Origin of the sequence: Bacillus sp. YKCMOAS1, from assembly GCF_030268125.1 — a bacterium.
GTDB lineage: Bacteria > Bacillota > Bacilli > Bacillales > Bacillaceae > Bacillus > Bacillus safensis.
On the sequence record NZ_BSEI01000008.1, the window covers coordinates 1 to 24,178 of the forward strand.

At 40.7% G+C, this 24,178-nt stretch carries 29 protein-coding genes and 1 rRNA gene; 29 read left to right on the plus strand and 1 reads right to left on the minus strand.

What is annotated here, in order from left to right; all coding sequences use genetic code 11:
- From rrf to rsmI, 14 genes are all read left to right on the plus strand, one after another.
- Positions 1-71 (plus strand): 5S ribosomal RNA (gene rrf, locus QSJ46_RS19665); the annotation flags it as partial.
- 171 nt (positions 72-242) lie between these two features.
- The gene (locus QSJ46_RS18400; protein WP_024425620.1) at positions 243-434 is read left to right on the plus strand and encodes a sigma factor G inhibitor Gin; all 192 of its coding nucleotides are present in this window, start codon (positions 243-245) and stop codon (positions 432-434) included.
- A 128-nt stretch (positions 435-562) separates the two neighbouring features.
- Entirely contained in the window at positions 563-1,177 is a 615-nt protein-coding gene (locus tag QSJ46_RS18405; protein ID WP_107164254.1) for a 5-bromo-4-chloroindolyl phosphate hydrolysis family protein, read from the plus strand.
- Between the two features lie 18 nt (positions 1,178-1,195).
- Complete coding sequence (locus QSJ46_RS18410) at positions 1,196-2,260, plus strand: toxic anion resistance protein (RefSeq protein ID WP_224931078.1); 1,065 nt, start codon at positions 1,196-1,198, stop codon at positions 2,258-2,260.
- A gap of 75 nt (positions 2,261-2,335) precedes the next feature.
- Positions 2,336-3,745: an aminotransferase class I/II-fold pyridoxal phosphate-dependent enzyme gene (locus tag QSJ46_RS18415; RefSeq protein WP_224931077.1), complete on the plus strand. Its 1,410-nt coding sequence runs from the start codon at positions 2,336-2,338 to the stop codon at positions 3,743-3,745.
- Positions 3,742-4,380, plus strand: coding sequence for a dTMP kinase (gene tmk, locus QSJ46_RS18420; protein WP_058838215.1), 639 nt, complete (start codon positions 3,742-3,744; stop codon positions 4,378-4,380). Before QSJ46_RS18415 ends, tmk begins: the two co-directional genes overlap by 4 nt.
- A 79-nt stretch (positions 4,381-4,459) precedes the next feature.
- Positions 4,460-4,789, plus strand: a complete 330-nt coding sequence (locus tag QSJ46_RS18425) for a cyclic-di-AMP receptor (RefSeq protein ID WP_024425625.1) — start codon at positions 4,460-4,462, stop codon at positions 4,787-4,789.
- Positions 4,790-4,801: 12 nt separating this feature from the next.
- Positions 4,802-5,242: a YaaR family protein gene (locus tag QSJ46_RS18430; RefSeq protein WP_039175878.1), complete on the plus strand. Its 441-nt coding sequence runs from the start codon at positions 4,802-4,804 to the stop codon at positions 5,240-5,242.
- A gap of 11 nt (positions 5,243-5,253) precedes the next feature.
- Complete coding sequence (gene holB, locus QSJ46_RS18435; RefSeq protein WP_024427206.1) at positions 5,254-6,243, plus strand: DNA polymerase III subunit delta'; 990 nt, start codon at positions 5,254-5,256, stop codon at positions 6,241-6,243.
- Positions 6,244-6,245: 2 nt separating this feature from the next.
- On the plus strand, positions 6,246-7,073 hold the full coding sequence (gene ricT / locus QSJ46_RS18440) for a competence/sporulation regulator complex protein RicT (RefSeq protein ID WP_024425628.1): 828 nt from the start codon (positions 6,246-6,248) through the stop codon (positions 7,071-7,073).
- A gap of 14 nt (positions 7,074-7,087) precedes the next feature.
- Complete coding sequence (gene yabA, locus QSJ46_RS18445) at positions 7,088-7,441, plus strand: DNA replication initiation control protein YabA (RefSeq protein ID WP_039175883.1); 354 nt, start codon at positions 7,088-7,090, stop codon at positions 7,439-7,441.
- A gap of 55 nt (positions 7,442-7,496) precedes the next feature.
- The gene (locus QSJ46_RS18450; protein ID WP_048239534.1) at positions 7,497-8,240 is read left to right on the plus strand and encodes a tRNA1(Val) (adenine(37)-N6)-methyltransferase; all 744 of its coding nucleotides are present in this window, start codon (positions 7,497-7,499) and stop codon (positions 8,238-8,240) included.
- Complete coding sequence (locus QSJ46_RS18455) at positions 8,227-8,526, plus strand: GIY-YIG nuclease family protein (protein ID WP_039175889.1); 300 nt, start codon at positions 8,227-8,229, stop codon at positions 8,524-8,526. The genes QSJ46_RS18450 and QSJ46_RS18455 overlap by 14 nt, the downstream gene beginning before the upstream one ends.
- A complete protein-coding gene (gene rsmI, locus QSJ46_RS18460) occupies positions 8,501-9,382 on the plus strand; it encodes a 16S rRNA (cytidine(1402)-2'-O)-methyltransferase (protein ID WP_107164251.1) in 882 nt (293 codons plus the stop codon). Before QSJ46_RS18455 ends, rsmI begins: the two co-directional genes overlap by 26 nt.
- 45 nt (positions 9,383-9,427) lie before the next feature.
- Here rsmI and QSJ46_RS18465 read toward each other — a convergent pair whose 3' ends face one another.
- Positions 9,428-9,718, minus strand: coding sequence for a transition state genes transcriptional regulator AbrB (locus QSJ46_RS18465; RefSeq protein WP_087975202.1), 291 nt, complete (start codon positions 9,716-9,718; stop codon positions 9,428-9,430).
- A 520-nt stretch (positions 9,719-10,238) separates the two neighbouring features.
- On the opposite strand from QSJ46_RS18465, the gene metG reads away from it, so the two are divergent.
- The 15 genes from metG (at position 10,239) to QSJ46_RS18540 (ending at position 24,117) form a co-directional block, all read left to right on the plus strand.
- On the plus strand, positions 10,239-12,239 hold the full coding sequence (gene metG, locus QSJ46_RS18470) for a methionine--tRNA ligase (protein ID WP_285605149.1): 2,001 nt from the start codon (positions 10,239-10,241) through the stop codon (positions 12,237-12,239).
- Positions 12,240-12,320: 81 nt separating this feature from the next.
- The gene (locus QSJ46_RS18475; RefSeq protein WP_285605150.1) at positions 12,321-13,088 is read left to right on the plus strand and encodes a TatD family hydrolase; all 768 of its coding nucleotides are present in this window, start codon (positions 12,321-12,323) and stop codon (positions 13,086-13,088) included.
- Between the two features lie 244 nt (positions 13,089-13,332).
- Positions 13,333-14,535, plus strand: a complete 1,203-nt coding sequence (locus QSJ46_RS18480) for a G5 and 3D domain-containing protein (protein WP_099662811.1) — start codon at positions 13,333-13,335, stop codon at positions 14,533-14,535.
- 161 nt (positions 14,536-14,696) lie between these two features.
- Positions 14,697-15,257 (plus strand): ribonuclease M5, encoded by a 561-nt coding sequence (rnmV, locus tag QSJ46_RS18485; RefSeq protein ID WP_017359323.1) that lies wholly within the window; start codon positions 14,697-14,699, stop codon positions 15,255-15,257.
- Positions 15,250-16,128, plus strand: coding sequence for a 16S rRNA (adenine(1518)-N(6)/adenine(1519)-N(6))-dimethyltransferase RsmA (gene rsmA, locus QSJ46_RS18490; RefSeq protein ID WP_039175905.1), 879 nt, complete (start codon positions 15,250-15,252; stop codon positions 16,126-16,128). Before rnmV ends, rsmA begins: the two co-directional genes overlap by 8 nt.
- Before the next feature lie 134 nt (positions 16,129-16,262).
- The gene (gene yabG / locus QSJ46_RS18495) at positions 16,263-17,147 is read left to right on the plus strand and encodes a sporulation peptidase YabG (RefSeq protein ID WP_024427198.1); all 885 of its coding nucleotides are present in this window, start codon (positions 16,263-16,265) and stop codon (positions 17,145-17,147) included.
- A gap of 213 nt (positions 17,148-17,360) precedes the next feature.
- Positions 17,361-17,618 (plus strand): biofilm formation stimulator Veg, encoded by a 258-nt coding sequence (veg, locus tag QSJ46_RS18500; RefSeq protein WP_024425637.1) that lies wholly within the window; start codon positions 17,361-17,363, stop codon positions 17,616-17,618.
- A 163-nt stretch (positions 17,619-17,781) separates the two neighbouring features.
- Positions 17,782-17,967 (plus strand): small, acid-soluble spore protein, alpha/beta type, encoded by a 186-nt coding sequence (locus tag QSJ46_RS18505; RefSeq protein ID WP_012008653.1) that lies wholly within the window; start codon positions 17,782-17,784, stop codon positions 17,965-17,967.
- A 145-nt stretch (positions 17,968-18,112) separates the two neighbouring features.
- Positions 18,113-18,982 carry a 4-(cytidine 5'-diphospho)-2-C-methyl-D-erythritol kinase gene (ispE, locus tag QSJ46_RS18510; protein ID WP_019743558.1) on the plus strand — a complete coding sequence of 290 codons (870 nt, stop codon included), beginning with the start codon at positions 18,113-18,115 and terminating at the stop codon, positions 18,980-18,982.
- 55 nt (positions 18,983-19,037) lie between these two features.
- The gene (purR, locus tag QSJ46_RS18515) at positions 19,038-19,871 is read left to right on the plus strand and encodes a pur operon repressor (protein WP_024425638.1); all 834 of its coding nucleotides are present in this window, start codon (positions 19,038-19,040) and stop codon (positions 19,869-19,871) included.
- Positions 19,872-19,909: 38 nt separating this feature from the next.
- On the plus strand, positions 19,910-20,287 hold the full coding sequence (gene ridA / locus QSJ46_RS18520; RefSeq protein WP_024425639.1) for a 2-iminobutanoate/2-iminopropanoate deaminase: 378 nt from the start codon (positions 19,910-19,912) through the stop codon (positions 20,285-20,287).
- Between the two features lie 224 nt (positions 20,288-20,511).
- Positions 20,512-20,808 carry a septation regulator SpoVG gene (spoVG, locus tag QSJ46_RS18525; protein WP_008357439.1) on the plus strand — a complete coding sequence of 99 codons (297 nt, stop codon included), beginning with the start codon at positions 20,512-20,514 and terminating at the stop codon, positions 20,806-20,808.
- Between the two features lie 198 nt (positions 20,809-21,006).
- A complete protein-coding gene (gene glmU, locus QSJ46_RS18530) occupies positions 21,007-22,377 on the plus strand; it encodes a bifunctional UDP-N-acetylglucosamine diphosphorylase/glucosamine-1-phosphate N-acetyltransferase GlmU (protein WP_024425640.1) in 1,371 nt (456 codons plus the stop codon).
- A gap of 22 nt (positions 22,378-22,399) precedes the next feature.
- Complete coding sequence (locus tag QSJ46_RS18535) at positions 22,400-23,353, plus strand: ribose-phosphate diphosphokinase (protein WP_024425641.1); 954 nt, start codon at positions 22,400-22,402, stop codon at positions 23,351-23,353.
- Positions 23,354-23,490: 137 nt separating this feature from the next.
- Positions 23,491-24,117 carry a 50S ribosomal protein L25/general stress protein Ctc gene (locus tag QSJ46_RS18540; protein ID WP_039175914.1) on the plus strand — a complete coding sequence of 209 codons (627 nt, stop codon included), beginning with the start codon at positions 23,491-23,493 and terminating at the stop codon, positions 24,115-24,117.
- Positions 24,118-24,178 lie beyond the last annotated feature (61 nt).

Genomic DNA, 24,178 nt, shown 5'->3' on the forward strand with positions numbered 1-24,178 from the left:
ACGGAAGTTAAGCTCTTCAGCGCCGATGGTAGTTGGGGGTTTCCCCCTGTGAGAGTAGGACGCCGCCAAGCTTCTATAAGGATCAGTTCCATTTGGAACTGGTCTTTTTTGTTTTTTAAGAAAAGGAACAAACACTCGATCTGACATGGATACATATACTAAACTACCATCTAAAACATTCTTAATTTTGTATACAATTGAAAGCGCTAGGGCATACTGAAGCTATAAGTGGAGGTGTCACAATGAGCAAAAAAGAGCGAGAAGCGATTTGTTTGATTTGTGAAGAGAAAAAAACAAAGGGAATTTATTTATATCATCAGTTTTTGTGCCGAGAATGTGAGCGAAAGTTAATTTCTACATCGACCTCGGATCCCAGCTATGCCGATTATGTTAGAAAGCTTAAAAATCTTCATACGCCGCCTTTGTATTCATAGACCATTAGATGGTCTTTTTTTATGAGCCATGAAGGATTGGGCCTGTTTTTTGGAACTTAGTTTGGACATCATCCGTAATTAATAATAAGATAAACAGAGAGCCTGATTATTCATAGGAGTCGATGAACATGAAATCAATTTTTTATACATTTATATGGGCCATCCTCTCTACTTTTTTTTCGCTTGTGATTTTAACCGTCAGTATTGGGGTTTTCCATCATCATGTTGGATTATCGATACTGTATGCGATGATAGGGTGGGGCGTGATGTTTGCAGGGAGCAGATGGATTGCTTTCCAGTTGTTTTTAAAAAAACACGGACTGTCTCGTAGTGATTATGTATATATCAAACAGCATTTAAAAGAAGCAGGACAAAAGCTTGTACGTTTAAAGAAAGCTTTATTTGCTGTGAAAAACGTACAAACGATCAAACATAATTATGAAATTCTCAGACTTGCACGACGAATCTATACGATTACAAAAAAAGAGCCGAACCGGTTTTATGATGCACAGCGTTTTTATTTCGAAAGCTTGGATTCTGTTGTTGAACTAACTGAAAAATATGCACTATTGTATAATCAGCCTGATCGCAGTCATGAGCTGGAAATGACACTTAGCCAAACTCGAGTGACGCTGACAGAGCTGCAAAAGCAATTGACGAATGATTTGCAGCAAGTATTAGGAAGAGACATAGAAGCTCTTCATATTGAGCTTGAAGTGGCAGATAAAATGATAAAGAAATAATGAAAGGAGTCAAACGCCATGAAATCAGAAGATCACATCCGATCATCAACTGCTTCCACTACAGATCTTCAGTTTCGGGTGTTTGATACCTTATCTGATGAGGAGAAACAAGAAGCCATACAGCGTGCTGAGCAGATCCCTGACAATCTGCAAAAACTGCTTTTCTATGGTACACGTGTTCAGGAACGATTATTGGAACAATCACAACAAATGATGAAATATGTTGAGAAAAAAGATATCGATCAAATAGGAGACGTGCTTGAGGCCTTTTTGCACCAGCTGCATATAGTAGAACCTGAGGATTTACTGCCAAAGAAGCAGGGCTTTTTTTTGAAGTTGTTTCAGCGGGAGAAGCGTTCTACTCAGGAAATCATATCGCGTTTTCAACATGCAAAATCACAGATCGAGAGATTATCAGCAAGACTTCGTTACGCAAAAGGCGGATTAATCTCGGATCATATGTTATTAGAGCGTTTATTTGAAGAAAATCAAACTTATTTCCAAGAGATGACGATGCAGGTTGCAGCAGTTGAAGCGAAAATGACAACTTTAGAAAAGCAGATCATATCAGATACACAGCATATTGGTAATCGGACTATAGAGGAGCAATTGATGAGTCAGGAATTCAATGCAGAAGAGTATATGGAGAGGTTGAAGGAACGGAAATATGATTTGCTGTTAAGCCGGCAAATTGCGTTGCAATGTAATGCCCAAATTCGAATGATCCAGCATACGAATCATACATTGGCCAATCACATTCAATCAACTGTTTCTGCATCCATTCCTCTATGGATCAACCAAATGTCGATTGCGTTAACGCATATTCAGCAGCGTGCCAATTCAGCTCTTCAGAATCGTATCCAAAAAACATACGAAAAGGTATCAAAGCAGCAGGGAGAACTTCTTGAAGAAGCAGCGTTTGCACCTATAGATACGTTGAAAAAGGTTCAACGCCAATTAGCAGAAACCTTACAGGAAACGTTACAGGTGAAAGAGCATGGAAGCCAAGAACGAGCTCAATTGAAAAACAGCATGTATGAGGCAGAACAGCAGCTGACAAATCACCAGCCAATAAAGGAATGAGAATCCATCTTTCGGTTCCCTTGTATGAACGTTATAATAGACTTAAGATATCGAAAGTGAAAAGGATCGATTTGTTTGAAAACACCTTTATATACAGCATTAGTACAACATGCGGAAAAGAAACCTTATTCTTTCCACGTTCCAGGACATCACAATGGAGATGTCTTTTTTGATGAGGCACGGACTTATTATGACTCAATTCTTCAGCTGGATGTAACAGAGCTTGAAGGATTAGATGATCTTCATCATCCAACTGGTGTGATTCAAGAGGCTGAACATTTATTGGCAAAGCTATATGGTTCAGATCAAAGCTTTTTCCTTGTGAATGGGACAACTGTCGGAAATTTAGCGATGGTGATGGCGGCCTGTCGTGCGGGAGATGAGATTTTCGTCCAGCGAAATTGTCATAAGTCTGTTTACCATGCGATTGAGCTTGCAGGAGCAACGCCTATTATGGTAGAAGCTGAGATAGATCAACATCTACATGTTCCAACACATGTGACAGATGAAACAGTCAAAAAAGCCATAGCCAAACATCCTAATTGCCGGGCGATCGTTTTGACTTATCCGAACTACTATGGTCATGCAGCTGATTTATCAAAACTGATTCACATGTGCCACGAAGCAGGCATGATCGTTTTGGTTGATGAGGCACATGGTGCACATTTTGTATTAGGCGGTGCTTTTCCTCCATCTGCTCTTTCCTATGGAGCTGACGTGGTGGTACAATCAGCACATAAAACCCTTCCAGCCATGACGATGGGTTCCTACCTTCATCTTCAGGGGGGACGAATGGATGCAAAACGTTTGAAAACATTCCTCACGATGCTTCAAAGCAGTTCTCCATCCTATCCAATTATGGCCTCATTAGATGTGGCAAGGGCCTATGTCGAGGAGATCAAGAAAAAAGAGATCCTGGATGGAATGATGAAAGGGCTGGCAGAGCTGAAAAATGAGTTCAACCGTATACCTCAGCTTGAAGTAGTCCAGTCTGAATTGCTTTTTAACGATCCATTAAAATGTGTGATTCGATCAACAAAAGGGCTGACGGGTTATGAACTAAAACGAGTGCTTGAATCAGTGGAGGTTCACCCAGAGCTTGCGGACGAACATCAGGTTTTACTTGTCTTTGGTTTAGAACAGAAGAAGGATATTCCTTTTAACCGAATAGAGCAGGCCCTTAATCAAAGCAATTCATTTCTCAAAGGAAAAGATCATATCCAAAGAGAGGCACTGGCTATTGAAAACAATGAGCATAGAGAGGATATAGAAGCCGTCCCATTTGAACATGCAGCAGGCCGGATTAGTGCAGAATCGGTTATTCCTTATCCACCGGGTATTCCTTTGATCGTTAAGGGAGAATGTATTGAAAGCGATCAAATCGCGGCTTTAAGCCGTTTGCTTGGACATCAGGTTCATGTTCAAGCGAGTCAGGTGATTCATCAGAGAAAATTATATGTTTATATAGAAGAGGAGACACTATGAGCGGTATGTTTATTACGTTTGAAGGGCCAGAGGGTGCCGGAAAAACGACAGTGATTCGAAAAGTGTATGAAGAAATGGAACGCCAAGGATATGAAGTGATGGCGACACGTGAGCCTGGCGGCATTGACATTGCAGAACAGATTCGTGAAGTCATTTTAAATGAAAAAAACACAAAAATGGACGCGAAAACAGAAGCTTTGCTATATGCAGCGGCGAGAAGGCAGCATTTGGCTGAGAAGGTAGAACCGGCATTACAGCGCGGGCAGACAGTTTTATGTGATCGTTTTGTTGATAGCTCCCTTGCTTATCAAGGCTATGCGAGAGGGCTTGGGATTGAAGCAGTAAAATCAATTAACGATTTTGCTATTAATGGCACGATGCCGCAAATGACCATTTATTTTTCTATTACACCTGAGGAAGGGCTAAAGCGAATTGATGCCAACCAGGGAAGAGAAAAGAATAGATTAGACATGGAGACGCTGAATTTCCACCAGCTGGTCAGAGAAGGCTATGAACTGCTTATTGCACAATCACCAGAACGATTCCGTGTAGTGGATGCGTCTCAGCCGATGCAGGCTGTCTATGAAGAAGTCCTCCAATTAATTCAGGACACATTAAAGCAAAATCAAATATGACCTAATTCCCAATCGTTGTTATAATATAGAGGAAGACATCGGCATGTCATCTGTGCCTAAAATAAAGGAGGCCAATCAAATGAAATTAATTGTTGCCGTTGTACAGGACCAAGATAGCAGCAAGTTGTTGAAAATATTGACTGAACATCATTTCGGCGTGACAAAATTAGCTTCAACTGGTGGGTTTTTAAAGTCTGGGAATACGACTTTTATTATTGGTTGTGATGATGTCCGAGTGGATAAAGCATTACAGCTTATAAAAGAAAATTGCCGTAAACGTGATCAAATGATCGCGCCTGTATCCCCAATGGGTGGAAATGCAGATTCATACGTACCATACCCTGTTGAGGTTGAAGTTGGCGGAGCTACTGTTTTTATTCTGCCAGTTGAACAATTTCATCAATTTTAAGGATGGGTTGCTGTGAAAATTAATCAAGATATGCGGCTGCGTCTAGAAAAGCGTGAACTTCAAGCATTGAAAGGAAACCAAACATCTGCTTCCTTTAAAGCTTCGATGGAGACGCAAAGCGGCAAACTGCGCTTAGAACAGCTGACGGTCATGCTCAGTGATATCGAAGTGTTCGGTAAAAAGCTAGCGAAGTCACGAAACCTAAAGGATTTGGCTAGGTTTAAAGGACTGGTGAAGCGCTTTGTGAAAGAGACAGTCGATAATGGATTAAATATAGAAACATCAAGGAGCTTTGACATTTATGGCAACACACGTACACTTGCTTTAGTCAAAGCCTTAGATGAGAAGCTGATTGAATTAACCGAGGAAATGATGGACCAAGAGAAACCATCTATTGATTTGCTTGAACGTATTGGAGAAATAAAAGGTTTATTGATTAACCTTTACACATAGAGAGTGATAACATGGCAATTAGCTGGGATGACATGAATGATTTGCAGCCGCGCGTCATGCGGCTGATTTTTAATAGTATTGAAAAAGACCGACTTGCGCATGCCTACTTATTTGAAGGGAAAAAAGGAACCGGTAAGCTGGATGCAGCGATGCTGTTGGCTAAGAGCTTTTTTTGTTTGGAATCAGGAGTGAAACCATGTGAATCCTGTCAAAACTGCAAAAGGATTGCATCAGGAAACCATCCCGATTTACATCTTGTGCAGCCCGATGGACAATCAATTAAGAAGGCGCAAGTGCAGGCACTGCAGGAGGAATTTACAAAAGCGGGTGTAGAATCTCACCGGAAAATGTATATTATTCTTCATGCGGACAAAATGACGGTCAATGCCGCGAACAGTTTATTGAAGTTCCTAGAGGAGCCCAATCGGGAAACGATGGCGGTTTTAATCACTGAGCAATCGCATAAAATGCTGGATACGATTATTTCAAGATGTCAGATGCTCAGCTTTCAGCCGCTGCAGCCACAATCCTTGGAGCAGCAGCTTTTACAAGAAGGCGTATCTCAGCATCTCGCAAGGCTTTTGTCGAATTTAACCAATAATTTAGCAGAAGCACTCGAATTAAGTCGAAATGATCAGTTTGCAGAGTCTAGAGCGAAAGTGATAAAATTGTATGAAGTCTTACACCAGCGAAAAGAACATGCATTTTTTTATATTCAGGATCAATGGATGCCTTTTTTCAAAGAGAAAGACCTTCAAGAAACAGGTCTGGATATGCTTTTATTTATATATCGTGATGTATTGTCGATTCAAATAGGAAATGAAGATAAAGTCATTTATCAAGACTTATTCCAGACAATGAAGCAGCATGCGCTGCATTCCACACAGCAGATGGTGACCAGCCAGATCCTTGCTGTATTAGAAGCGAAAAAGAGACTTCAATCCAACGTGAATGCCCAAGGGCTGATGGAGCAATTGGTGTTGATGTTGCAGGAGGGATAAGCTTGTACAACGTAATTGGTGTTCGCTTTAAAAAAGCGGGCAAAATCTATTATTTCGATCCTAATGGATTTCATATAGAAAATGATAGTTGTGTCATTGTAGAAACAGTCAGAGGGGTTGAGTACGGACAAGTGGTCATCGCCAACAAAAAAGTAGATGAACACGATGTGGTTCTCCCTCTGCGTAAAGTCATTCGTGTAGCAGACGAACGAGACCGGCTCATCGTTGAGGAAAACAAAGAAGCAGCGATGACAGCTTTTGATACATGTCTTCAGAAGGTAAGTGAACATGGGCTGGAAATGAAACTGGTCGATGTTGAGTTTACATTTGACCGCAACAAGGTCATCTTCTACTTCACAGCAGATGGCAGAGTTGATTTCCGTGAGCTAGTGAAGGATCTTGCATCAATCTTCAAAACGAGAATTGAACTTCGCCAGATTGGTGTAAGAGACGAGGCAAAAATGCTTGGAGGCATTGGTCCTTGCGGGCGAATGCTCTGCTGTTCGACATTCTTAGGAGATTTTGAACCAGTGTCGATTAAGATGGCAAAGGATCAAAATCTATCGTTAAATCCTACAAAAATTTCAGGACTTTGCGGCCGTTTGATGTGCTGCTTGAAATATGAGAATGATGAGTATGAAACAGCGAAGGAACAATTACCGGATATCGGTGAAACGATTCAGACGTCTAATGGCTCTGCAAAGGTAGTGGGGCTCAATATTTTAGAACGAATTTTGCAAGTTGAATTAACCGGGCAAGAAAAAGTGATAGAATATACATGGGAAGAATTATTACAAGAAGGCGTTGTATCTGCACAAACAACTGAGTAACGAGGTGTGCCACCTTGGATAAAAAGGAACTATTTGATACGGTGATTAATTTAGAAGAACAAATCGGTTCTCTTTATCGCCAGTTAGGTGATTTGAAAAATCATATCGGTGAAGTGATTGAAGAAAATCATCAGCTGCAGATGGAGAATCAGCACTTGCGTGAACGTCTGGATCAGTCCGATCGAGACAAATCGTCTGAGGCAGAGAATGATTCTGCCCAGAAGGCAAGTCATTCTGATATAGGAGAAGGTCATGATAACCTGGCCCGATTATATCAGGAGGGCTTCCATATTTGTAATGTACATTATGGAAGCATTCGTAAAGAGGGAGACTGTTTGTTCTGTCTGTCATTTTTAAATAAAAAATGAGAAAAGGCTTCCGCTGAATCGGGAGCCTTTTTCACAGGAAAAGAAAGGATACATCATGGTTTCGTTAAGAGAAGATGAACGTTTAGATTACCTGCTCGCCGAAGATATGAAGATTATTCAAAGTAAAACTGTGTTTGCCTTTTCATTGGACGCAGTGTTATTAGCTAAATTTGCTTATGTGCCAATCCAAAAAGGGGAAATCATTGATCTTTGTACCGGAAATGGCATCGTGCCATTGCTGCTTTCGACTCGTTCTAAGGCCTCGATTACGGGTGTTGAAATCCAAGAACGGCTGTTTGATATGGCAAAAAGAAGTGTGGAGTATAATCAACTTGAGCACCAGATCGAATTGATTCGTGGTGACTTGAATGATATGCCGGAACGCTACGGCAACCATAAAGTTGATGTGATTACATGTAACCCGCCATATTTTAAAACACCTTCTAAGGATGAAATCAATGAAAATGAATACTTGGCGATTGCCCGGCATGAAATTCATTGTACATTAGAAGATGTTATTCGTGTTTCTTCCACGCTGCTAAAGCAAGGGGGGAAACTGGCGATGGTTCATCGACCAGGACGGCTGCTTGAGATTGTGGAATTAATGAAGAAATACCGAATTGAGCCAAAACGTATTCAATTTGTTTATCCCAAACAAGGGAAAGAAGCCAATACCATCTTGGTAGAGGGCATAAAAGATGGAAAACCAGATCTGAAAATTCTCCCGCCTCTTTTTGTTTATGGAGAAGACCAGGAGTATACAGATGAAATCAGGACGATACTGTATGGAGAAGCATAATCATTACTTCTATGTATTAAAATGTGCAGATGGCAGCCTGTATGCGGGTTATACAAATGATTTACAAAAAAGATTGATGACCCACAATAGTGGAAAAGGAGCAAAGTATACAAGAGCGAGACGGCCGGTTGAGCTTTTTTATCATGAATGTTTTGCAACCAAAAGAGAAGCCATGCAGCAAGAATATCGTTTCAAAACGTGGACACGGAAAAAGAAAGACATGTATATAGAAGAAATGCGAATGGAAAAGGAGGCGGCACATGAAAAAGACACAGAAAAGCTTTGATGGTCAATCTGACATGGGCATTCTTTATCTCGTCCCAACCCCGATTGGAAATCTAGAAGATATGACGTTCCGAGCGATACAAACGTTAAAAGATGTAGACTATATTGCCGCAGAAGATACAAGGCAAACGAAAAAGCTTTGTCATGTATACGAAATTGATACACCCTTAACGAGTTATCATGAGCATAACAAAGACAGCAGCGGCCACAAGTTAATCGAATGGCTAAAAGAAGGGAAAAATATCGCACTCGTGAGTGATGCCGGTTTACCGACGATTTCAGATCCGGGGGCTGAAGTGGTTCGAGATTTTACTAGCATCGGAGGCTATGTTATTCCGTTACCTGGCGCAAATGCTGCACTAACGGCACTCATTGCATCAGGAATCGCGCCTCAGCCATTTTTCTTTTACGGTTTTCTCGACCGTCAAAAAAAAGAAAAGAAAAAGCAGCTTGAAGCCTTGAAGAAACGCCAAGAAACGATCATTTTCTATGAAGCGCCCCATCGATTAAAAGAAACGCTGACTTTGATGAAGGAAGTGTGGGGAAATCGAAACATCGCCATTACGAGAGAACTAACGAAAAAATTCGAAGAGTTTATTCGTGGGGATTTAGAATCTGTGCTGACATGGGCAGCGGAGAATCAAATTCGAGGTGAGTTCTGTCTTGTGGTACAAGGAAATGATCAAGCTGAAGAAGAGATGAATGAAGAAGCATGGTGGACGTCCTTATCTGAAAAAGAACATGTGATCCATTACATAGAAGAAGGATTAACGTCGAAAGAAGCCATTAAACGTACAGCTGTCGAGCGTGGTGTACCAAAGCGCACGATATACGATGCCTATCATATTGAACAATAAAGAAAGGTTCTTGCAAACGGTGCAAGAACCTTTTTTATATGAAACTTATTTTTGTGATTGAAGTTGGTTTTGGATTTCGTTAATGATTTGCTCTGCACCTTCACGGCTAAGAACTAATTTACCATTAGCAAGTTTAAGGTTATCGTCTGATACTTCACCTGTTACTTGGCAAGTCATGTTTGGTTTATATTTTTTTAGGATAATTTTTTCATCATCAACATAAATTTCCAAAGCGTCTTTTTCAGCGATTCCTAGCGTACGGCGAAGTTCGATTGGAATCACCACGCGTCCTAATTCGTCAACTTTACGTACAATACCTGTAGATTTCATCTTCATTCTCCTCCCAAAAAGTTCTTATTACTAAAATAATATTATCTTCGTCATTATTCGACAAATTCCTTACATTCCTAGCATAACAAGGTTTCCATAAATCGTCAATCATTTTGTTTACTATTGTTTGTAAAATATGACTCTTAAAGTCAAAAGACCTTGAAACTACTGATGTATAAGGATTTTGTAGGCTTTTTCTATGAAAATATAAGAAATGACGAGTTCAGATTAACAAGACTTTTGCCCTAAATTAGCCAATTGTAAATCTGGAAATAGATTTCATACGACAATATTCGACAAAATGTCGACGGGTTTGTCGTTTTTTTCGAAAAACTCATCTTTTTCGATCATTTCATCTTGTTCTATGTATATATGCTTGATCTTAAAGGCTAAGATGGTATCATAGAGAAAGCACAAGTGCAAAATTAAATGAATTGATCTGACACATTTTCATGTAATGATGATAACCGCTCTCGTCCATTGGGCGGGAGTTTTTGACATTTACACACACGCAGGAGGTTCCGACATGCCAGAAAAGAAAAAAACGTTTTATCTGACAACACCTATTTACTATCCGAGCGGAAAATTACATATTGGACATGCTTATACGACAGTAGCAGGAGATGCTATGGCTCGTTATAAACGTCTTCAAGGCTATGATGTGATGTATTTAACGGGTACAGATGAGCACGGACAAAAAATTCAGCAAAAAGCTGAAGAACAAAATATCACACCAATCGAGTATTTAGATCCAGTCGTTGAAGACATTAAATCATTATGGAAGAAACTCGACATTTCGAATGACGACTTCATCCGTACAACAGAAAAAAGACATACGAAAATCATCGAGCAGGTATTCCAAAAACTTCTTGATCAAGGCGATATTTATTTAGATCAATATGAGGGCTGGTACAGTATTCCTGATGAGACATTCTATACGGAAACACAGCTTGTTGATGTTGAGCGTAATGAGAAAGGGAAAGTCATTGGCGGGAAAAGCCCTGACAGCGGACACCCTGTTGAATTAATTAAAGAGGAATCATATTTCTTCCGTATGAGTAAGTATGCGGATCGTTTGCTCGATTATTACGAAAAGAATCCATCGTTTATTCAGCCTGAATCAAGAAAGAATGAAATGATTAATAACTTCATTAAACCAGGTTTAGAGGATTTAGCCGTATCAAGAACAACCTTTGATTGGGGAATTAAAGTTCCTAACAATCCAAAACACGTCATTTATGTATGGATTGATGCGTTATTCAACTATTTAACTGCGATTGGCTATGGAACAGATCAAGATGAGAAATATAAAAAATATTGGCCTGCCAACGTACATCTTGTAGGAAAAGAAATTGTACGCTTTCATACGATTTATTGGCCGATTATGTTAATGGCATTAGATCTGCCTCTACCGAAGCAAATTTTCGCACACGGCTGGCTGCTCATGAAAGATGGCAAAATGTCTAAATCAAAAGGGAATGTGGTAGATCCGGTCACATTAATTGATCGCTATGGCCTCGATGCCCTCCGTTATTATCTGCTTCGCGAAGTACCATTTGGTGCGGATGGTGTGTTTACACCAGAAGGATTCGTGGAACGTGTAAACTATGACCTTGCCAATGATTTAGGTAACTTGCTTAATCGTACAGTTGCGATGGTTCAAAAATATTTTGACGGCACTTTAAGCAGCTATAAGGGCCCTGTTAATGAGTTTGATGAAGAGCTGAAAGCAGTCGCTGAGCAAACCGTCAAAGCCTATGAAGAGGCGATGGAAAACCTTGAATTCTCTGTGGCTCTTTCAAATGTTTGGACATTAATCAGCAGAACCAATAAATATATTGATCAAACAGCTCCATGGGTGCTGGCAAAGGATGAAACAAAACGAAAAGAATTGCATTCTGTTATGTATCATTTAGCAGAATCACTTCGAATCACAGCAGTCCTCTTAACGCCATTCCTAACGAAAACACCTGAGAAAATCTTCTTCCAGCTTGGAATTGAAGAAGAGAAGCTCAAAAGCTGGGATAGTATCCTATCATTTGGTGCAATTCAACATGCGACGGTACAAAAAGGCGAGCCTTTGTTCCCGCGTTTAGAGGTTGAAGAAGAAGTAGCCTACATTAAAGAAAAAATGCAGGGAAGTACACCTAAGGTAGAAGAAGAGAAAGTGGAAATCGAAGAAACGGAATTACCTGAGCTGGAAGCTGAAATTGCATTTGATGATTTCTCGAAAGTCGATCTTCGAGTCGCACAGGTTTTGGAAGCAGCCCCAGTGAAAAAAGCGGATCGTCTTTTAAAGCTTCAGCTTGATTTTGGATTTGAAAAAAGACAAATAGTCTCAGGGATTGCCAAACACTATCAACCAGAAGAATTAGTAGGGAAAAAGCTCGTTTGCGTAGCGAATCTTACACCAGTTAAACTCAGAGGGGAAATTTCCCAGGGAATGATTTTAACTGGGGAAACAGGCGGGAAATTGCAGGTTCTTGAAGTAGATCAATCTCTAGCAAATGGAACAAAAATTTTATAAATCAACAAAGGTGTTCCACGTGTAACATTTCGTCGAACACCTTTTGTTTTTTAGGAGAATTGTCGAAAGGAGCAATCAACAATGTTATTTGATACACATGCCCACTTGAATGCAGAACAATATAAGGAAGACTTAGAGCAGGTGATCGAAAGAGCGAAAAGCGAAAAAGTTGAGAAAATCGTGGTGGTGGGGTTTGACCGTCCGACAATTACGAGAGCGATGGAATTAATTGAAGAGTATGATTTCATATATGCAGCTATCGGCTGGCATCCAGTCGATGCTATTGATATGACAGATGAAGATTTGGCTTGGATTAAAGATTTATCTCAACACGAAAAAGTGGTTGCGATTGGAGAAATGGGTCTGGATTACTATTGGGACAAGTCACCAAAAGATGTACAAAAGGAAGTCTTTAGACGCCAAATTGCTCTTGCGAAGGAAGTGAATCTTCCAATTGTTATTCATAACCGTGACGCAACGGAAGATGTCGTGATGATTTTAAAGGAAGAGGGAGCAGCTGAGGTTGGAGGTATTATGCACTGCTTTACGGGCAGCTTAGAAACTGCAAAAGTGTGTATGGATATGAATTTTTACATCTCATTCGGTGGACCCGTGACATTTAAAAATGCCAAAAAGCCAAAAGAAGTTGTAAAAGAGATACCAAGTGACCGGCTTTTGATTGAAACAGACTGCCCATACTTAACGCCAGTACCATTTAGGGGGAAACGTAACGAGCCAAGTTATGTCAAATATATCGCAGAACAAATTGCGGAGCTGAGAGAAATCAGCTTTGAAGAGCTTGCCGAATTGACAACAAAAAATGCAAAAAAAGTTTTCCGTATAAACTGACAGTATATGATGTCAATCCTTGTTTAAGCTTGTCCAATTGTGAAACATAACGAAAAAGTTCTACACGTTTGCGCCTCCTCATAGGATAAGTTGTCGATAAGTCTTTCTTCCCTTCTTTCCATAAATCTCCCATAATAGGTTTACAATCGAGCATTTTTGTACAGTGGGTGGAAGGGTTGACAGGTTTTGAGATACTCTATATAATCTCTCCGAGGAGAAGGAGGCGTTTTTCATCGTACAAAAAATGAAAAATCTGTTTTCTGTTAAGCTAGGAAAAGGCAAGGTTTTATTACTAGTTGTTTGCTTGCTTTTAGCTGGAACTGGGACGGCTTACGGTGCGCATGAGCTCACTAAGCAGTCTATTACCATTTCAATCAATGGTAAAGAGAAGACAATTCGTACACATGAAGAGACAGTAGCACAGCTGCTTTCAGACCTTGGCATAAGGACCAAGGCGGAGGATTATATCTCTCCAAGTCAAAATACAAAGATTCAAGACAATATGAACATTGTGTATGATGCGGCTATACCGGTTCATCTGACCCTAGATGGGAAAGAGAAAACGATATGGACAACAGATCAGACGGTTGGAGCATTATTGAAGAATGAGAAGATAGATATCGGGAAGCACGATCAAGTCACTCCAGGAAAGAATGACAAGTTAACAAAGGATATGAAGCTTGTGGTTCAGCAGGCCTTCCAGGTCAGCTTAAATGATGGAGGAAAAGATAAAAAAGTGTGGACCACTTCGACTACGGTCGCTGACTTTTTAAAGCAACAAGAGCTGAAGCTCAAGAAGCACGATAAGATCAAGCCTGCGTTACATAGTAACCTTTCTAAAAAGAGCGCAGATATAAAGATCACTCGGGTGGAAAAAGTCACCGATGTAGTGGAAGAGAAAATTGCTTTTGATACCAAACATAAAAAGGACCATTCTCTTGAAAAAGGGAAAGAGAAGGTACTTAAAAAAGGTGAAGAAGGTAAATTGAAGAAGCACTATGCCATTGTGAAAGAAAACGGCAAAGTGGTGTCTAAAGAATTGATTAAAGAAGTGACCGAAAAAGATAGTAAGGACCGTTTAGTGGCTATTGGTACACAAGTGACCAAAAAGGAGCCTACAGCGTCCCCTGTGGTTTCACGAAGCAATGAGTCTTCAGGAAAAGAATTTTATGTGGCGTCAACAGCCTATACAGCGAGCTGTGCTGGATGTACGGGCAGAACGTCTACAGGTTTTGATTTAAAAGCGAATCCGGGTGCAAAGGTCATAGCAGTTGATCCGAGTGTCATTCCGCTGGGCTCAAAAGTATATGTGGAAGGCTATGGTTATGCCGTTGCATCAGACACTGGATCTGCTATAAAAGGGAATAAAATTGATGTGTTCGTCCCAAGTAAGTCGGCAGCTTATCAATGGGGAAATAAACGAGTGAAAATTAGAGTACTCAAATAAACACATCAAATCATTTATATGAACAGAGGGCTTTGCGCACCCTCTGTTTTTTTGGTTATAATAGAAGCACTGTTTTCTAATTAATTAGACGCAAAAACAGCATGAAAGGTTTCGTTTTTTTAACCAAAAAATGTAGATTGTTTTTGCAAGCGGAGGAATACATGAAAATCAAAGAAATCATTGTGGTGGAGGGTCGTGATGACACTGCCAGAGTGAAGATGGCGGTGGATGCAGATACGATCGAAACAAACGGATCTGCCATTGGCGATACAGTCATACAACAAGTGCGTCTTGCTCAGGAGACGAGAGGGGTCATTATTTTAACAGATCCTGATTTTCCTGGTGAGAAGATCCGTAAAACCATCGCAGAGGCGGTTCCTGGCTGTAAGCACGCTTTTTTGCCAAAGCATCTTGCGAAGGCGAAGCGGGATAAAGGAATTGGTGTCGAGCATGCTTCCCTGGACAGTATTCGGGAATGTCTTGCCCATGTCCATGAAGAAATGGAAGAATCGGAAAGTGACATTACATTAGACGACTTATTTGACGCAGGCCTTATTGGAGGCGAAGCATCGAAACGCCGCCGCGAACGACTAGGAGTGCTTTTAAATATAGGATATACCAATGCGAAGCAGCTGCAAAAGCGCCTTCACATGTTCCAAATAACCAAACATGATTTTATTGCGGCCTTAAAGACCGTCATGCAGGAGGAAGCCGATGAATAAAGATATTGCGACACCCGTCAGAACGAAGGAAATACTAAAGAAGTACGGTTTCTCTTTTAAAAAGAGCTTAGGGCAGAACTTCTTAATTGATACAAATATTTTAGATCGCATTGTCGATCACGCAGAGGTTACAGATGAGACCGGCGTCATTGAAATTGGGCCTGGTATCGGCGCATTGACAGAGCAGCTCGCTAAACGTGCAAAGAAAGTCACCGCTTTTGAAATCGATCAGCGTTTATTGCCTATTTTAAACGATACGCTTTCTCCATATGATAATGTCACGATTATTCATCAAGATGTATTAAAGGCGGATGTGAGAAAGGTCATCGAAGAAAATTTTGCTGACTGTAAAGAAGTGATGGTCGTAGCCAACCTTCCGTATTACGTGACAACACCGATTATTATGAAATTGCTTGAAGAAAACCTTCCATTGAAAGGAATCGTGGTCATGCTGCAAAAAGAAGTAGCAGATCGTATGGCAGCTGTCCCTTCATCAAAGGAATACAATTCGTTGTCTATTGCAGTTCAATTTTATACGGAAGCAAAAACGGTGATGGTTGTGCCTAAAACGGTTTTTGTTCCACAGCCAAATGTTGATTCGGCTGTGATTAAGCTGACTGTTCGTGAAACGCCTGCTGTCTCAGTAGAAAATGATGCGTTTTTCTTTCAATTGATCCGAGCGAGCTTTGGCCAGCGCCGGAAAACATTGATGAATAATTTGATGAACAATTTTCCTGATGGAAAAAAACATAAAGCGATCATCGAGGAAGCTCTTCAAACAGCAGATATTGATGGAAAGCGCCGCGGAGAATCATTATCCATTGAGGAATTTGCCAGATTGTCGAATGTTTTACAAAAAGCCCTATCGTAAGGGCTTTTTTCTTTAGTTCTTCACCACTTCAACTGTTCAGGCATAGGCTAGAAAGAACAGCACATATGAAAGATGAATATGTTTAGGGCAAGACGATACCAACAGGATATGAGCCTGATTGTGGAGTGAAAAGCATGCAATTTCAAATAGGAGATATGGTGACGAGGGCATCCTATCAAATGGATATTATGTTTCGAATCATTCGAATTGATGAGACAGATCAGCACGAAGCCACTGCCATATTGCATGGGAATGAAGTGAGGCTGATTGCTGATGCTAAGATGTCGGATCTCGTCTTGATTCAAAAAGAGGAGCAGCTGACAAGGGAGAAGGACGACGAACGGAAGATTAATGAATCGCTCGACTTACTAAGACAGGATTATCAGCTGCTGCGTGAAAAACAAGAGTATTATACTTCTGGACAATATCAGCATCAGGAGCAGTATTTTCACATGCCTGGAAAGGTCCTTCATTTAGATGGAGATGCTTCATACTTAAAGAAATGCTTAGATGTATATGAACGAATTGGTGTGCCTGTATACGGAGTGCATTGTCATGAGAAGAAAATGCCAAGCGTGATCGACTCGTTACTTGATCAATATCGGCCTGATATTTTGGTCATTACAGGGCATGATGCGTATTCCAAGCAAAAAGGCGGCGTAAATGATATTGGTGCTTATCGCCATTCTCGTCATTTCGTTGAAACGGTTCAAAAAGCAAGAAAGAAAATTCCTCATTTAGATCAGCTTGTGATCTTTGCGGGCGCCTGTCAATCTCATTTCGAATCATTGATTCAAGCAGGTGCCAATTTTGCAAGCTCACCTTCACGTGTGAACATCCATGCGCTCGACCCCGTCTATATCGTTGCGAAGATCAGCTTCACTCCATTTGTAGATCGAATCAATGTGTGGGATGTGCTTCGTAATACATTAACAAGAGAAAAAGGTCTCGGAGGCATCGAGACGAAGGGTGTTTTAAGGGTAGGTATGCCATATAAAAAAGACCATGAATCGACATAACCCGACTGATTTCAGTCAGGTTTTTTCTATGTGTAAAAAGAAATTTCAAATGGATACATAATTCACCGGAATTTGAGAAAAATAGGGAGGAGAAAAGGTAGAAGTTTGTCAAAATTATTTTGTTGACAATGGCTCGTGTTGGTTGATATAATTTAATTTTTATTTGACAAAAATGGGCCGTTGTTGTATAATTATCTCAGTGAGGTGGATGCAATGGCGAAGACTTTGTCCGACATCAAAAGATCGCTTGATGGTAACTTAGGTAAACGTTTGACGTTAAAGGCTAACGGAGGCCGCCGTAAAACAATTGAGCGTTCGGGCATTTTAGCTGAAACGTACCCTTCTGTATTTGTGATTCAATTAGATCAAGATGAGAATTCGTTTGAAAGAGTTTCTTACAGTTATGCAGATATACTGACTGAGACGGTCGAATTAACGTTCGATGATGCCGCTAGCTCAGTCGCCTATTAATGGGCAGTGAACTTTTTGTTTACTGCTTTTTGTTTTGCCTTTTTTTCTGAATGGGAGTCTGTCCATTTTTTGAAAGGGGTAAAAGAAAGGATTCGATACAAAATAAGAAAGCCACAAAAGCAGTGGCACTGATTCGAATTCTCGACTAAAGGGGCTGTTTCGTTTGGGTAGACGCCGAGGCATTATGTCAGATGAGTTCAAATACGAGCTGGCGAAGGATCTTGGATTTTATGATACCGTCAAAAATGGAGGCTGGGGAGAAATTCGTGCACGTGACGCAGGTAATATGGTCAAACGTGCCATCGAATTAGCTCAGCAGCACATGGCTCAGGATGAGAATCAACGATAGAAAAATGGTCAGGGATACCTCGGGTGTCTCTGGCTTTTTTGTTGAAAAAGTCAGTGTGCTGGGCGTAAAAGCCAATATTCATCAGATCCATCAAATGTGATACAATATTGATACTTATGTTTAGATGGAGAAGTAGGTGAAATGTTTGCGTATTTTAGAAAAAGCACCGGCAAAAATTAATCTCTCACTTGATGTACATGGAAAAAGACCGGATGGATATCACGAAGTGGAGATGGTGATGACAACAATAGACCTTGCAGATCGACTTGAGCTGACGGAGCTGGACAAAGATGAAATCCGTGTATCATCTCATAATCGATTTGTGCCAGATGATCAGCGTAACTTGGCTTATCAGGCGGCTAAATTACTCAAAACAAGGTTCGGTATTCAAAAAGGGGTATCGATTGTCATCACAAAAGCAATTCCTGTGGCAGCAGGTTTAGCTGGAGGCAGCAGTGATGCTGCAGCAGCGCTTCGCGGTTTAAACCGTTTGTGGAAGTTAAATCTCACGTTAGATGAACTAGCTGAGCTTGGAGCGGAGATCGGCTCAGATGTGTCTTTTTGTGTACACGGAGGCACAGCACTAGCGACAGGACGTGGAGAAAAACTGAAGCATATCGCGACACCGCCGCATTGCTGGGTGATTTTAGCGAAGCCGGTGATTGGGGTATCTACAGCTGAAGTTTATAGACAATATGACGCAAGCAAAGTAGAACACCCAAATGTACAGCGTATGATTGAAGCCATTGAAGCGAAAGATTATAAAGAGATGTGCGGCTCACTCGGTAACGTTCTGGAGTCTGTGACATTAAAGATGTATCCGGAAGTAGATATGATCAAAAGACAGATGAAGCGTTTCGGTGCTGATGCTGTATTAATGAGTGGAAGCGGCCCAACTGTATTTGGCCTGATTCAATATGAATCGAAGGTACAAAGAATATATAACGGACTGAGAGGATTTTGTGATCAAGTATACGCTGTCCGCATGATCGGCGAACAAAATGCCCTTGATTAAATCCGTATATTAAGTTATATTATTCATAAATTATTCGGGTTCTGGGGGTAAGTTCATGAAGTTTCGTCGAAGCGGCAGATTGGTGGACTTAACAAATTATTTGTTAGCCCACCCGCACGTACTAGTACCTTTAACTTTTTTTGCAGAACGATATCAATCTGCAAAGTCCTCCATTAGTGAAGACTTAACGATTATCAAACAGACCTTCGAACAGCAGGGAATCGGCACATTACTTACTGTACCTGGCGCTGCTGGCGGAGTGAAATATATTCCAAAAATTCACCTAAAAGAAGCAGATGACGTAGTAAACGATATCGGAGAGGCATTATCAACTCCTGAACGTGTACTTCCTGGCGGTTATTTATATTTAACCGATGTTTTAGGCAATCCATCGATTCTTGCGAAAATCGGTAAGCTGTTTGCGACCATCTTTGCGGACCGTGCGATTGATGTCGTCATGACCGTTGCGACAAAGGGGATTCCAATTGCCTATTCTGTTGCGGGTTATTTAAATGTGCCTGTTGTGATCGTTAGAAAAGATAATAAGGTAACCGAAGGATCAACTGTCAGTATTAATTATGCGTCAGGTTCTTCTAACCGAATTCAAACCATGTCCCTTGCAAAGCGCAGCTTAGATAAAGGCTCCAATGTGTTGATTATTGATGACTTTATGAAAGCGGGCGGAACCATTAACGGCATGATGAATTTGCTTGAGGAATTTAATGCAAATGTTGCAGGAATCGGTGTTCTTTTAGAAGATGAAGGCGTAGATGAACGTCTTGTTGATGAATATGTCTCGTTGTTAAAGCTTTCAACCATTGATATGAAGCAAAAAATCATTGAGATCAATGAAGGTAATTTCCACGAGTTTTTTCATTCGAAAGCGTAAGCTTTAATTAAACATGTATTTGAATGGGAGAGATTGATATGACAAAAGTTGTTCAAACCAAACATGCACCAGCAGCCATTGGACCTTACTCTCAAGGAATTATTGTCAATAACATGTTTTACAGCTCAGGGCAGATTCCATTAACCCCAGCTGGAGATTTTGTTAATGGAGATATTAAAGAACAAACACATCAAGTATTCCGTAATCTTGAGGCTGTTCTTGAAGCAGCAGGTGCTTCCTTTGAAACAGTCGTGAAAGCTACTGTTTTCATCAAAGATATGGAACAATTCGCTGAAGTGAATGAAGTGTACGGTGAGTATTTCCATACACATAAGCCAGCTCGTTCATGCGTGGAAGTGGCAAGACTTCCAAAAGATGCGCTTGTAGAAATAGAAGTAGTTGCACTAGTAAAATAAACAGGCACTCTCGATGAAAGCCGTTTGGTTTCATCATATGCAGGGAAAGACATCATCATGATGTCTTTTTTCATGCTGAGGATGTAAGCGCCGTCACGAATATGACAAATAATGTATAAATATCCCGATATTTCAAAAAAAGTTTAAAAAAAGAGCAGGAGAATCACCACGATCGTTGAATACCTAAGTAATGCTTTTATATTGGGAAAAGGTGGTGAACTACTGTGGAAGTTACTGACGTAAGATTACGCCGCGTGAATACCGATGGTCGCATGAGGGCGATTGCATCCATCACGCTGGACCACGAATTTGTTGTTCATGATATTCGTGTGATTGATGGAAACAATGGGTTGTTTGTTGCAATGCCTAGCAAACGCACGCCTGATGGAGAGTTTCGCGATATTGCACATCCAATTAATTCAAGCACTCGGGGTAAAATCCAAGATGCTGTATTAAATGAATATCATCGCTTAGGCGAAGAGGAAGAGACAATTGAATATGAAGAAGCTGGAGCTTCTTAATCATACTTAAACCTAAAAAGACGGCTTTAAGAGAAAATGAATGTTTTCTTTTAAATGCTGTCTTTTTTGCGTTCTTTCTCTTGTTTCTTAAGTCTTTCATCTGTTAGAAAATTATTGTACTTCCTTTTGTATCCTTGAAATCAGTCTTTATTTAGGATATATTTTTCTATGGATAATAGGGATATTGGAGGCCAATCAATGGATAAGCGGTTCGCAGTGATTTTAGCAGCGGGAAAAGGGACGAGAATGAAGTCGAAGCTATATAAAGTACTTCATCCAGTTTGCGGAAAACCAATGGTCGAGCATGTGGCAGATGAAGCGTTAAAGCTTTCTTTAGCCAAGCTAGTGACGATTGTCGGTCATGGAGCAGAGGACGTCAAAGAGCAGCTTGGAGACAGAAGTGAGTATGCACTTCAAGAAGAACAGCTGGGAACAGCTCATGCCGTCAAACAAGCAAAGTCGTTCCTCGCGCAGGAAAAGGGAACAACCATTGTCATTTGTGGTGATACGCCATTATTGACAGCGGAAACAATGGAAGCCATGTTAAGCGAGCATCAAAAACATCAAGCGAAAGTCACTATTTTAACAGCACATGCGGACGATCCGACAGGCTATGGCCGAATTATTCGTGACGAAACAGGTGCTGTCGTAAAAATTGTGGAGCATAAAGATGCGAACGATGCAGAGCGTCAAGTGAATGAAATTAATACAGGGACTTATTGCTTTTCAAATGAAGATCTCTTCCGTGTGATTGAGCAAGTGTCGAATGAAAATGCACAGGGTGAATACTACTTGCCAGACGTCATTGAAATTTTAAAAAATGAAGGGCAAACAGTTGCAGCTTATCAAACACCGCATTTTGAAGAAACACTTGGAGTTAATGACCGTATCGCTCTATCACAAGCAGAGCAATTCATGAAGCGACGTATTAATCATCAGCATATGAAGAATGGTGTGACCTTGATTGATCCTGAGAACACGTATATTTCGCCAGATGCTGTCATCGGTGAAGATACAGTTATTTATCCTGGGACGGTCATCAAAGGGAATGTAAAAATCGGTGCAGACGCCACTATCGGGCCAAACACTGAAATTGTTGACAGCATCATCGGAGATCGAACAGTCATTAAGCAATCTGTCGTCTGCGATAGTGAGGTTGGAGTTGATGTGACAATTGGACCGTTTGCTCATATTCGCCCGTTGTCGAAAATTGGCGATGAAGTGAAAATCGGGAATTTTGTCGAAATCAAGAAAACAGTTTTCGGAGACCGCAGCAAAGCATCTCATTTAAGCTACATTGGAGACGCAGAGGTCGGAACTGATGTAAATCTTGGCTGTGGTTCCATTACAGTCAACTATGATGGGAAAAACAAATTCTTAACGAAGATTGAAGACGGCGCCTTTATTGGTTGTAATTCAAATCTCGTTGCACCAGTCACTGTCGGAAAAGGGGCATATGTTGCAGCCGGTTCAACAGTTACAGAAGATGTACCGCAGGATGCACTGTCTATTGCTAGAGCAAGACAAGTCAATAAAGAAGATTATGTGAAAAATATTCATAAAAAATAATCCAAATACCCGGAGGTTTACCATGTCTAATCGTTATGCTGATGCGAATTTAAAGATATTCTCTTTGAATTCAAACCCTGAACTTGCCAAAGAAATTGCCGATCGTATCGGAGTTGATGTAGGAAAGAGCTCTGTTAAACGCTTTAGTGACGGTGAAGTCCAAATCAATATTGAAGAAAGTATCCGCGGCTGTGATTGTTATGTCATTCAATCAACAAGTGCGCCAGTCAATGAGCATATTATGGAACTGCTCATTATGGTGGATGCGCTAAAACGCGCTTCTGCGAAAACTGTCAATATTGTGATCCCTTATTACGGATATGCACGTCAAGATCGTAAGGCAAAACCTCGTGAGCCAATCACTGCGAAGCTTTTTGCAAACTTGCTTGAAACAGCAGGTGCTACACGTGTTATTGCACTTGATCTTCATGCGCCGCAAATCCAAGGTTTCTTTGATATTCCAATCGATAACTTAATGGCTGTGCCAATCTTAACAAACTATTTCGAACAGAAGAACTTGAATGATATCGTTGTTGTGTCTCCTGACCACGGTGGTGTGACGCGTGCGCGTAAAATGGCAGACCGCCTGAAAGCGCCAATCGCAATTATCGACAAACGCCGTCCAAAGCCAAACGTTGCTGAAGTCATGAACATTATTGGTAACATTGAAGGCAAAACAGCTATTTTGATTGATGATATCATTGATACAGCTGGTACCATTACACTTGCAGCAAATGCGCTAGTCGAAAATGGAGCAGCTGAAGTCTATGCTTGCTGTACGCACCCAGTATTGTCTGGACCAGCAGTAGAACGCATCACAAACTCTAAAATTAAAGAATTAGTTGTGACAAACAGTATTCAATTAACTGATGACAAGAAAGTTGGAAAATTCATTCCGCTTTCAGTTGGGCCTTTGCTTGCAGAAGCCATCATCCGTGTACATGAAGAAGAATCTGTGAGCTACCTTTTCAGCTAATTTTATTATGGAAAAGGCCCTAGGCATCAGCTTAGGGTCTTTTTGCTTTCATCAATCACAGGCAAACATGTTTAAAATGATTCGGTTATGGGTAATTATGAGAGTAGTGACAAAAAAGAAATAGGATGGTGCTGAATATGGCAACTTTAAAAGCAAATAAAAGAACTGATTTCAAACGTTCCACACTGCAAAAAATCCGTCATTCAGGACACGTTCCTGGTGTCATATACGGAAAAAATACAGACAGCCTGGCTGTTTCATTAGACAGCATCGACTTATTAAAAACCTTACGTGATGAAGGGAAGAATACAATCATTACCTTAGACGTGGGTGGTGAAACGAAATCTGTGATGGTGACAGAGTTACAAACAGATCCGCTGAAAAACGAACTTGTCCATGCTGATTTCCAAGTCGTTGACTTACAGCGTGAAATTGACGCGGATGTACCAGTGCAGCTGATTGGCGAGTCTAAAGGGGTAAAAGATGGTGGTGTGCTTCAGCAGCCACTATTTGAACTATCTGTTACAGCGAAACCAAAAGATATCCCGCAGAATATTGAAGCTGATATTACAAACTTAGAAGTCAATGATGTCTTAACAGTTGCTGATCTGCCTGTTCAGTCATCTTATCAAATCAATAACGATCCAGAAGAAGTCGTTGCATCCATTCTGCCGCCTCAGCAATCAGAGGTTCCTGAGCCAGATAGCGAAGAGGAGCCGCAAGAGCCTGAGGCTATTAAAGAAAAGGATGACGATGGAGAATAACTGGTCATTTAGAGACGTAACCCTCCCGCGGTTGCGTCTTTTGTGCTAGAATGAAAAGAAT

Excerpts from the sequence above, each read along its gene's own strand:
- QSJ46_RS18400 (WP_024425620.1), top strand. The coding sequence starts at position 243 with ATGAGCAAAAAAGAGCGAGAAGCGATTTGTTTGATTTGTGAAGAGAAA.
- QSJ46_RS18405 (WP_107164254.1), top strand. The coding sequence starts at position 563 with ATGAAATCAATTTTTTATACATTTATATGGGCCATCCTCTCTACTTTT.
- QSJ46_RS18410 (WP_224931078.1), top strand. The coding sequence starts at position 1,196 with ATGAAATCAGAAGATCACATCCGATCATCAACTGCTTCCACTACAGAT.
- tmk (WP_058838215.1), top strand. The coding sequence starts at position 3,742 with ATGAGCGGTATGTTTATTACGTTTGAAGGGCCAGAGGGTGCCGGAAAA.
- QSJ46_RS18425 (WP_024425625.1), top strand. The coding sequence starts at position 4,460 with ATGAAATTAATTGTTGCCGTTGTACAGGACCAAGATAGCAGCAAGTTG.
- holB (WP_024427206.1), top strand. The coding sequence starts at position 5,254 with ATGGCAATTAGCTGGGATGACATGAATGATTTGCAGCCGCGCGTCATG.
- QSJ46_RS18450 (WP_048239534.1), top strand. The coding sequence starts at position 7,497 with ATGGTTTCGTTAAGAGAAGATGAACGTTTAGATTACCTGCTCGCCGAA.
- QSJ46_RS18455 (WP_039175889.1), top strand. The coding sequence starts at position 8,227 with ATGGAGAAGCATAATCATTACTTCTATGTATTAAAATGTGCAGATGGC.
- rsmI (WP_107164251.1), top strand. The coding sequence starts at position 8,501 with ATGAAAAAGACACAGAAAAGCTTTGATGGTCAATCTGACATGGGCATT.
- QSJ46_RS18465 (WP_087975202.1), bottom strand. The coding sequence starts at position 9,718 with ATGAAGATGAAATCTACAGGTATTGTACGTAAAGTTGACGAATTAGGA.
- metG (WP_285605149.1), top strand. The coding sequence starts at position 10,239 with ATGCCAGAAAAGAAAAAAACGTTTTATCTGACAACACCTATTTACTAT.
- QSJ46_RS18475 (WP_285605150.1), top strand. The coding sequence starts at position 12,321 with ATGTTATTTGATACACATGCCCACTTGAATGCAGAACAATATAAGGAA.
- QSJ46_RS18480 (WP_099662811.1), top strand. The coding sequence starts at position 13,333 with ATGAAAAATCTGTTTTCTGTTAAGCTAGGAAAAGGCAAGGTTTTATTA.
- rnmV (WP_017359323.1), top strand. The coding sequence starts at position 14,697 with ATGAAAATCAAAGAAATCATTGTGGTGGAGGGTCGTGATGACACTGCC.
- rsmA (WP_039175905.1), top strand. The coding sequence starts at position 15,250 with ATGAATAAAGATATTGCGACACCCGTCAGAACGAAGGAAATACTAAAG.
- yabG (WP_024427198.1), top strand. The coding sequence starts at position 16,263 with ATGCAATTTCAAATAGGAGATATGGTGACGAGGGCATCCTATCAAATG.
- veg (WP_024425637.1), top strand. The coding sequence starts at position 17,361 with ATGGCGAAGACTTTGTCCGACATCAAAAGATCGCTTGATGGTAACTTA.
- purR (WP_024425638.1), top strand. The coding sequence starts at position 19,038 with ATGAAGTTTCGTCGAAGCGGCAGATTGGTGGACTTAACAAATTATTTG.
- ridA (WP_024425639.1), top strand. The coding sequence starts at position 19,910 with ATGACAAAAGTTGTTCAAACCAAACATGCACCAGCAGCCATTGGACCT.
- glmU (WP_024425640.1), top strand. The coding sequence starts at position 21,007 with ATGGATAAGCGGTTCGCAGTGATTTTAGCAGCGGGAAAAGGGACGAGA.
- QSJ46_RS18535 (WP_024425641.1), top strand. The coding sequence starts at position 22,400 with ATGTCTAATCGTTATGCTGATGCGAATTTAAAGATATTCTCTTTGAAT.
- QSJ46_RS18540 (WP_039175914.1), top strand. The coding sequence starts at position 23,491 with ATGGCAACTTTAAAAGCAAATAAAAGAACTGATTTCAAACGTTCCACA.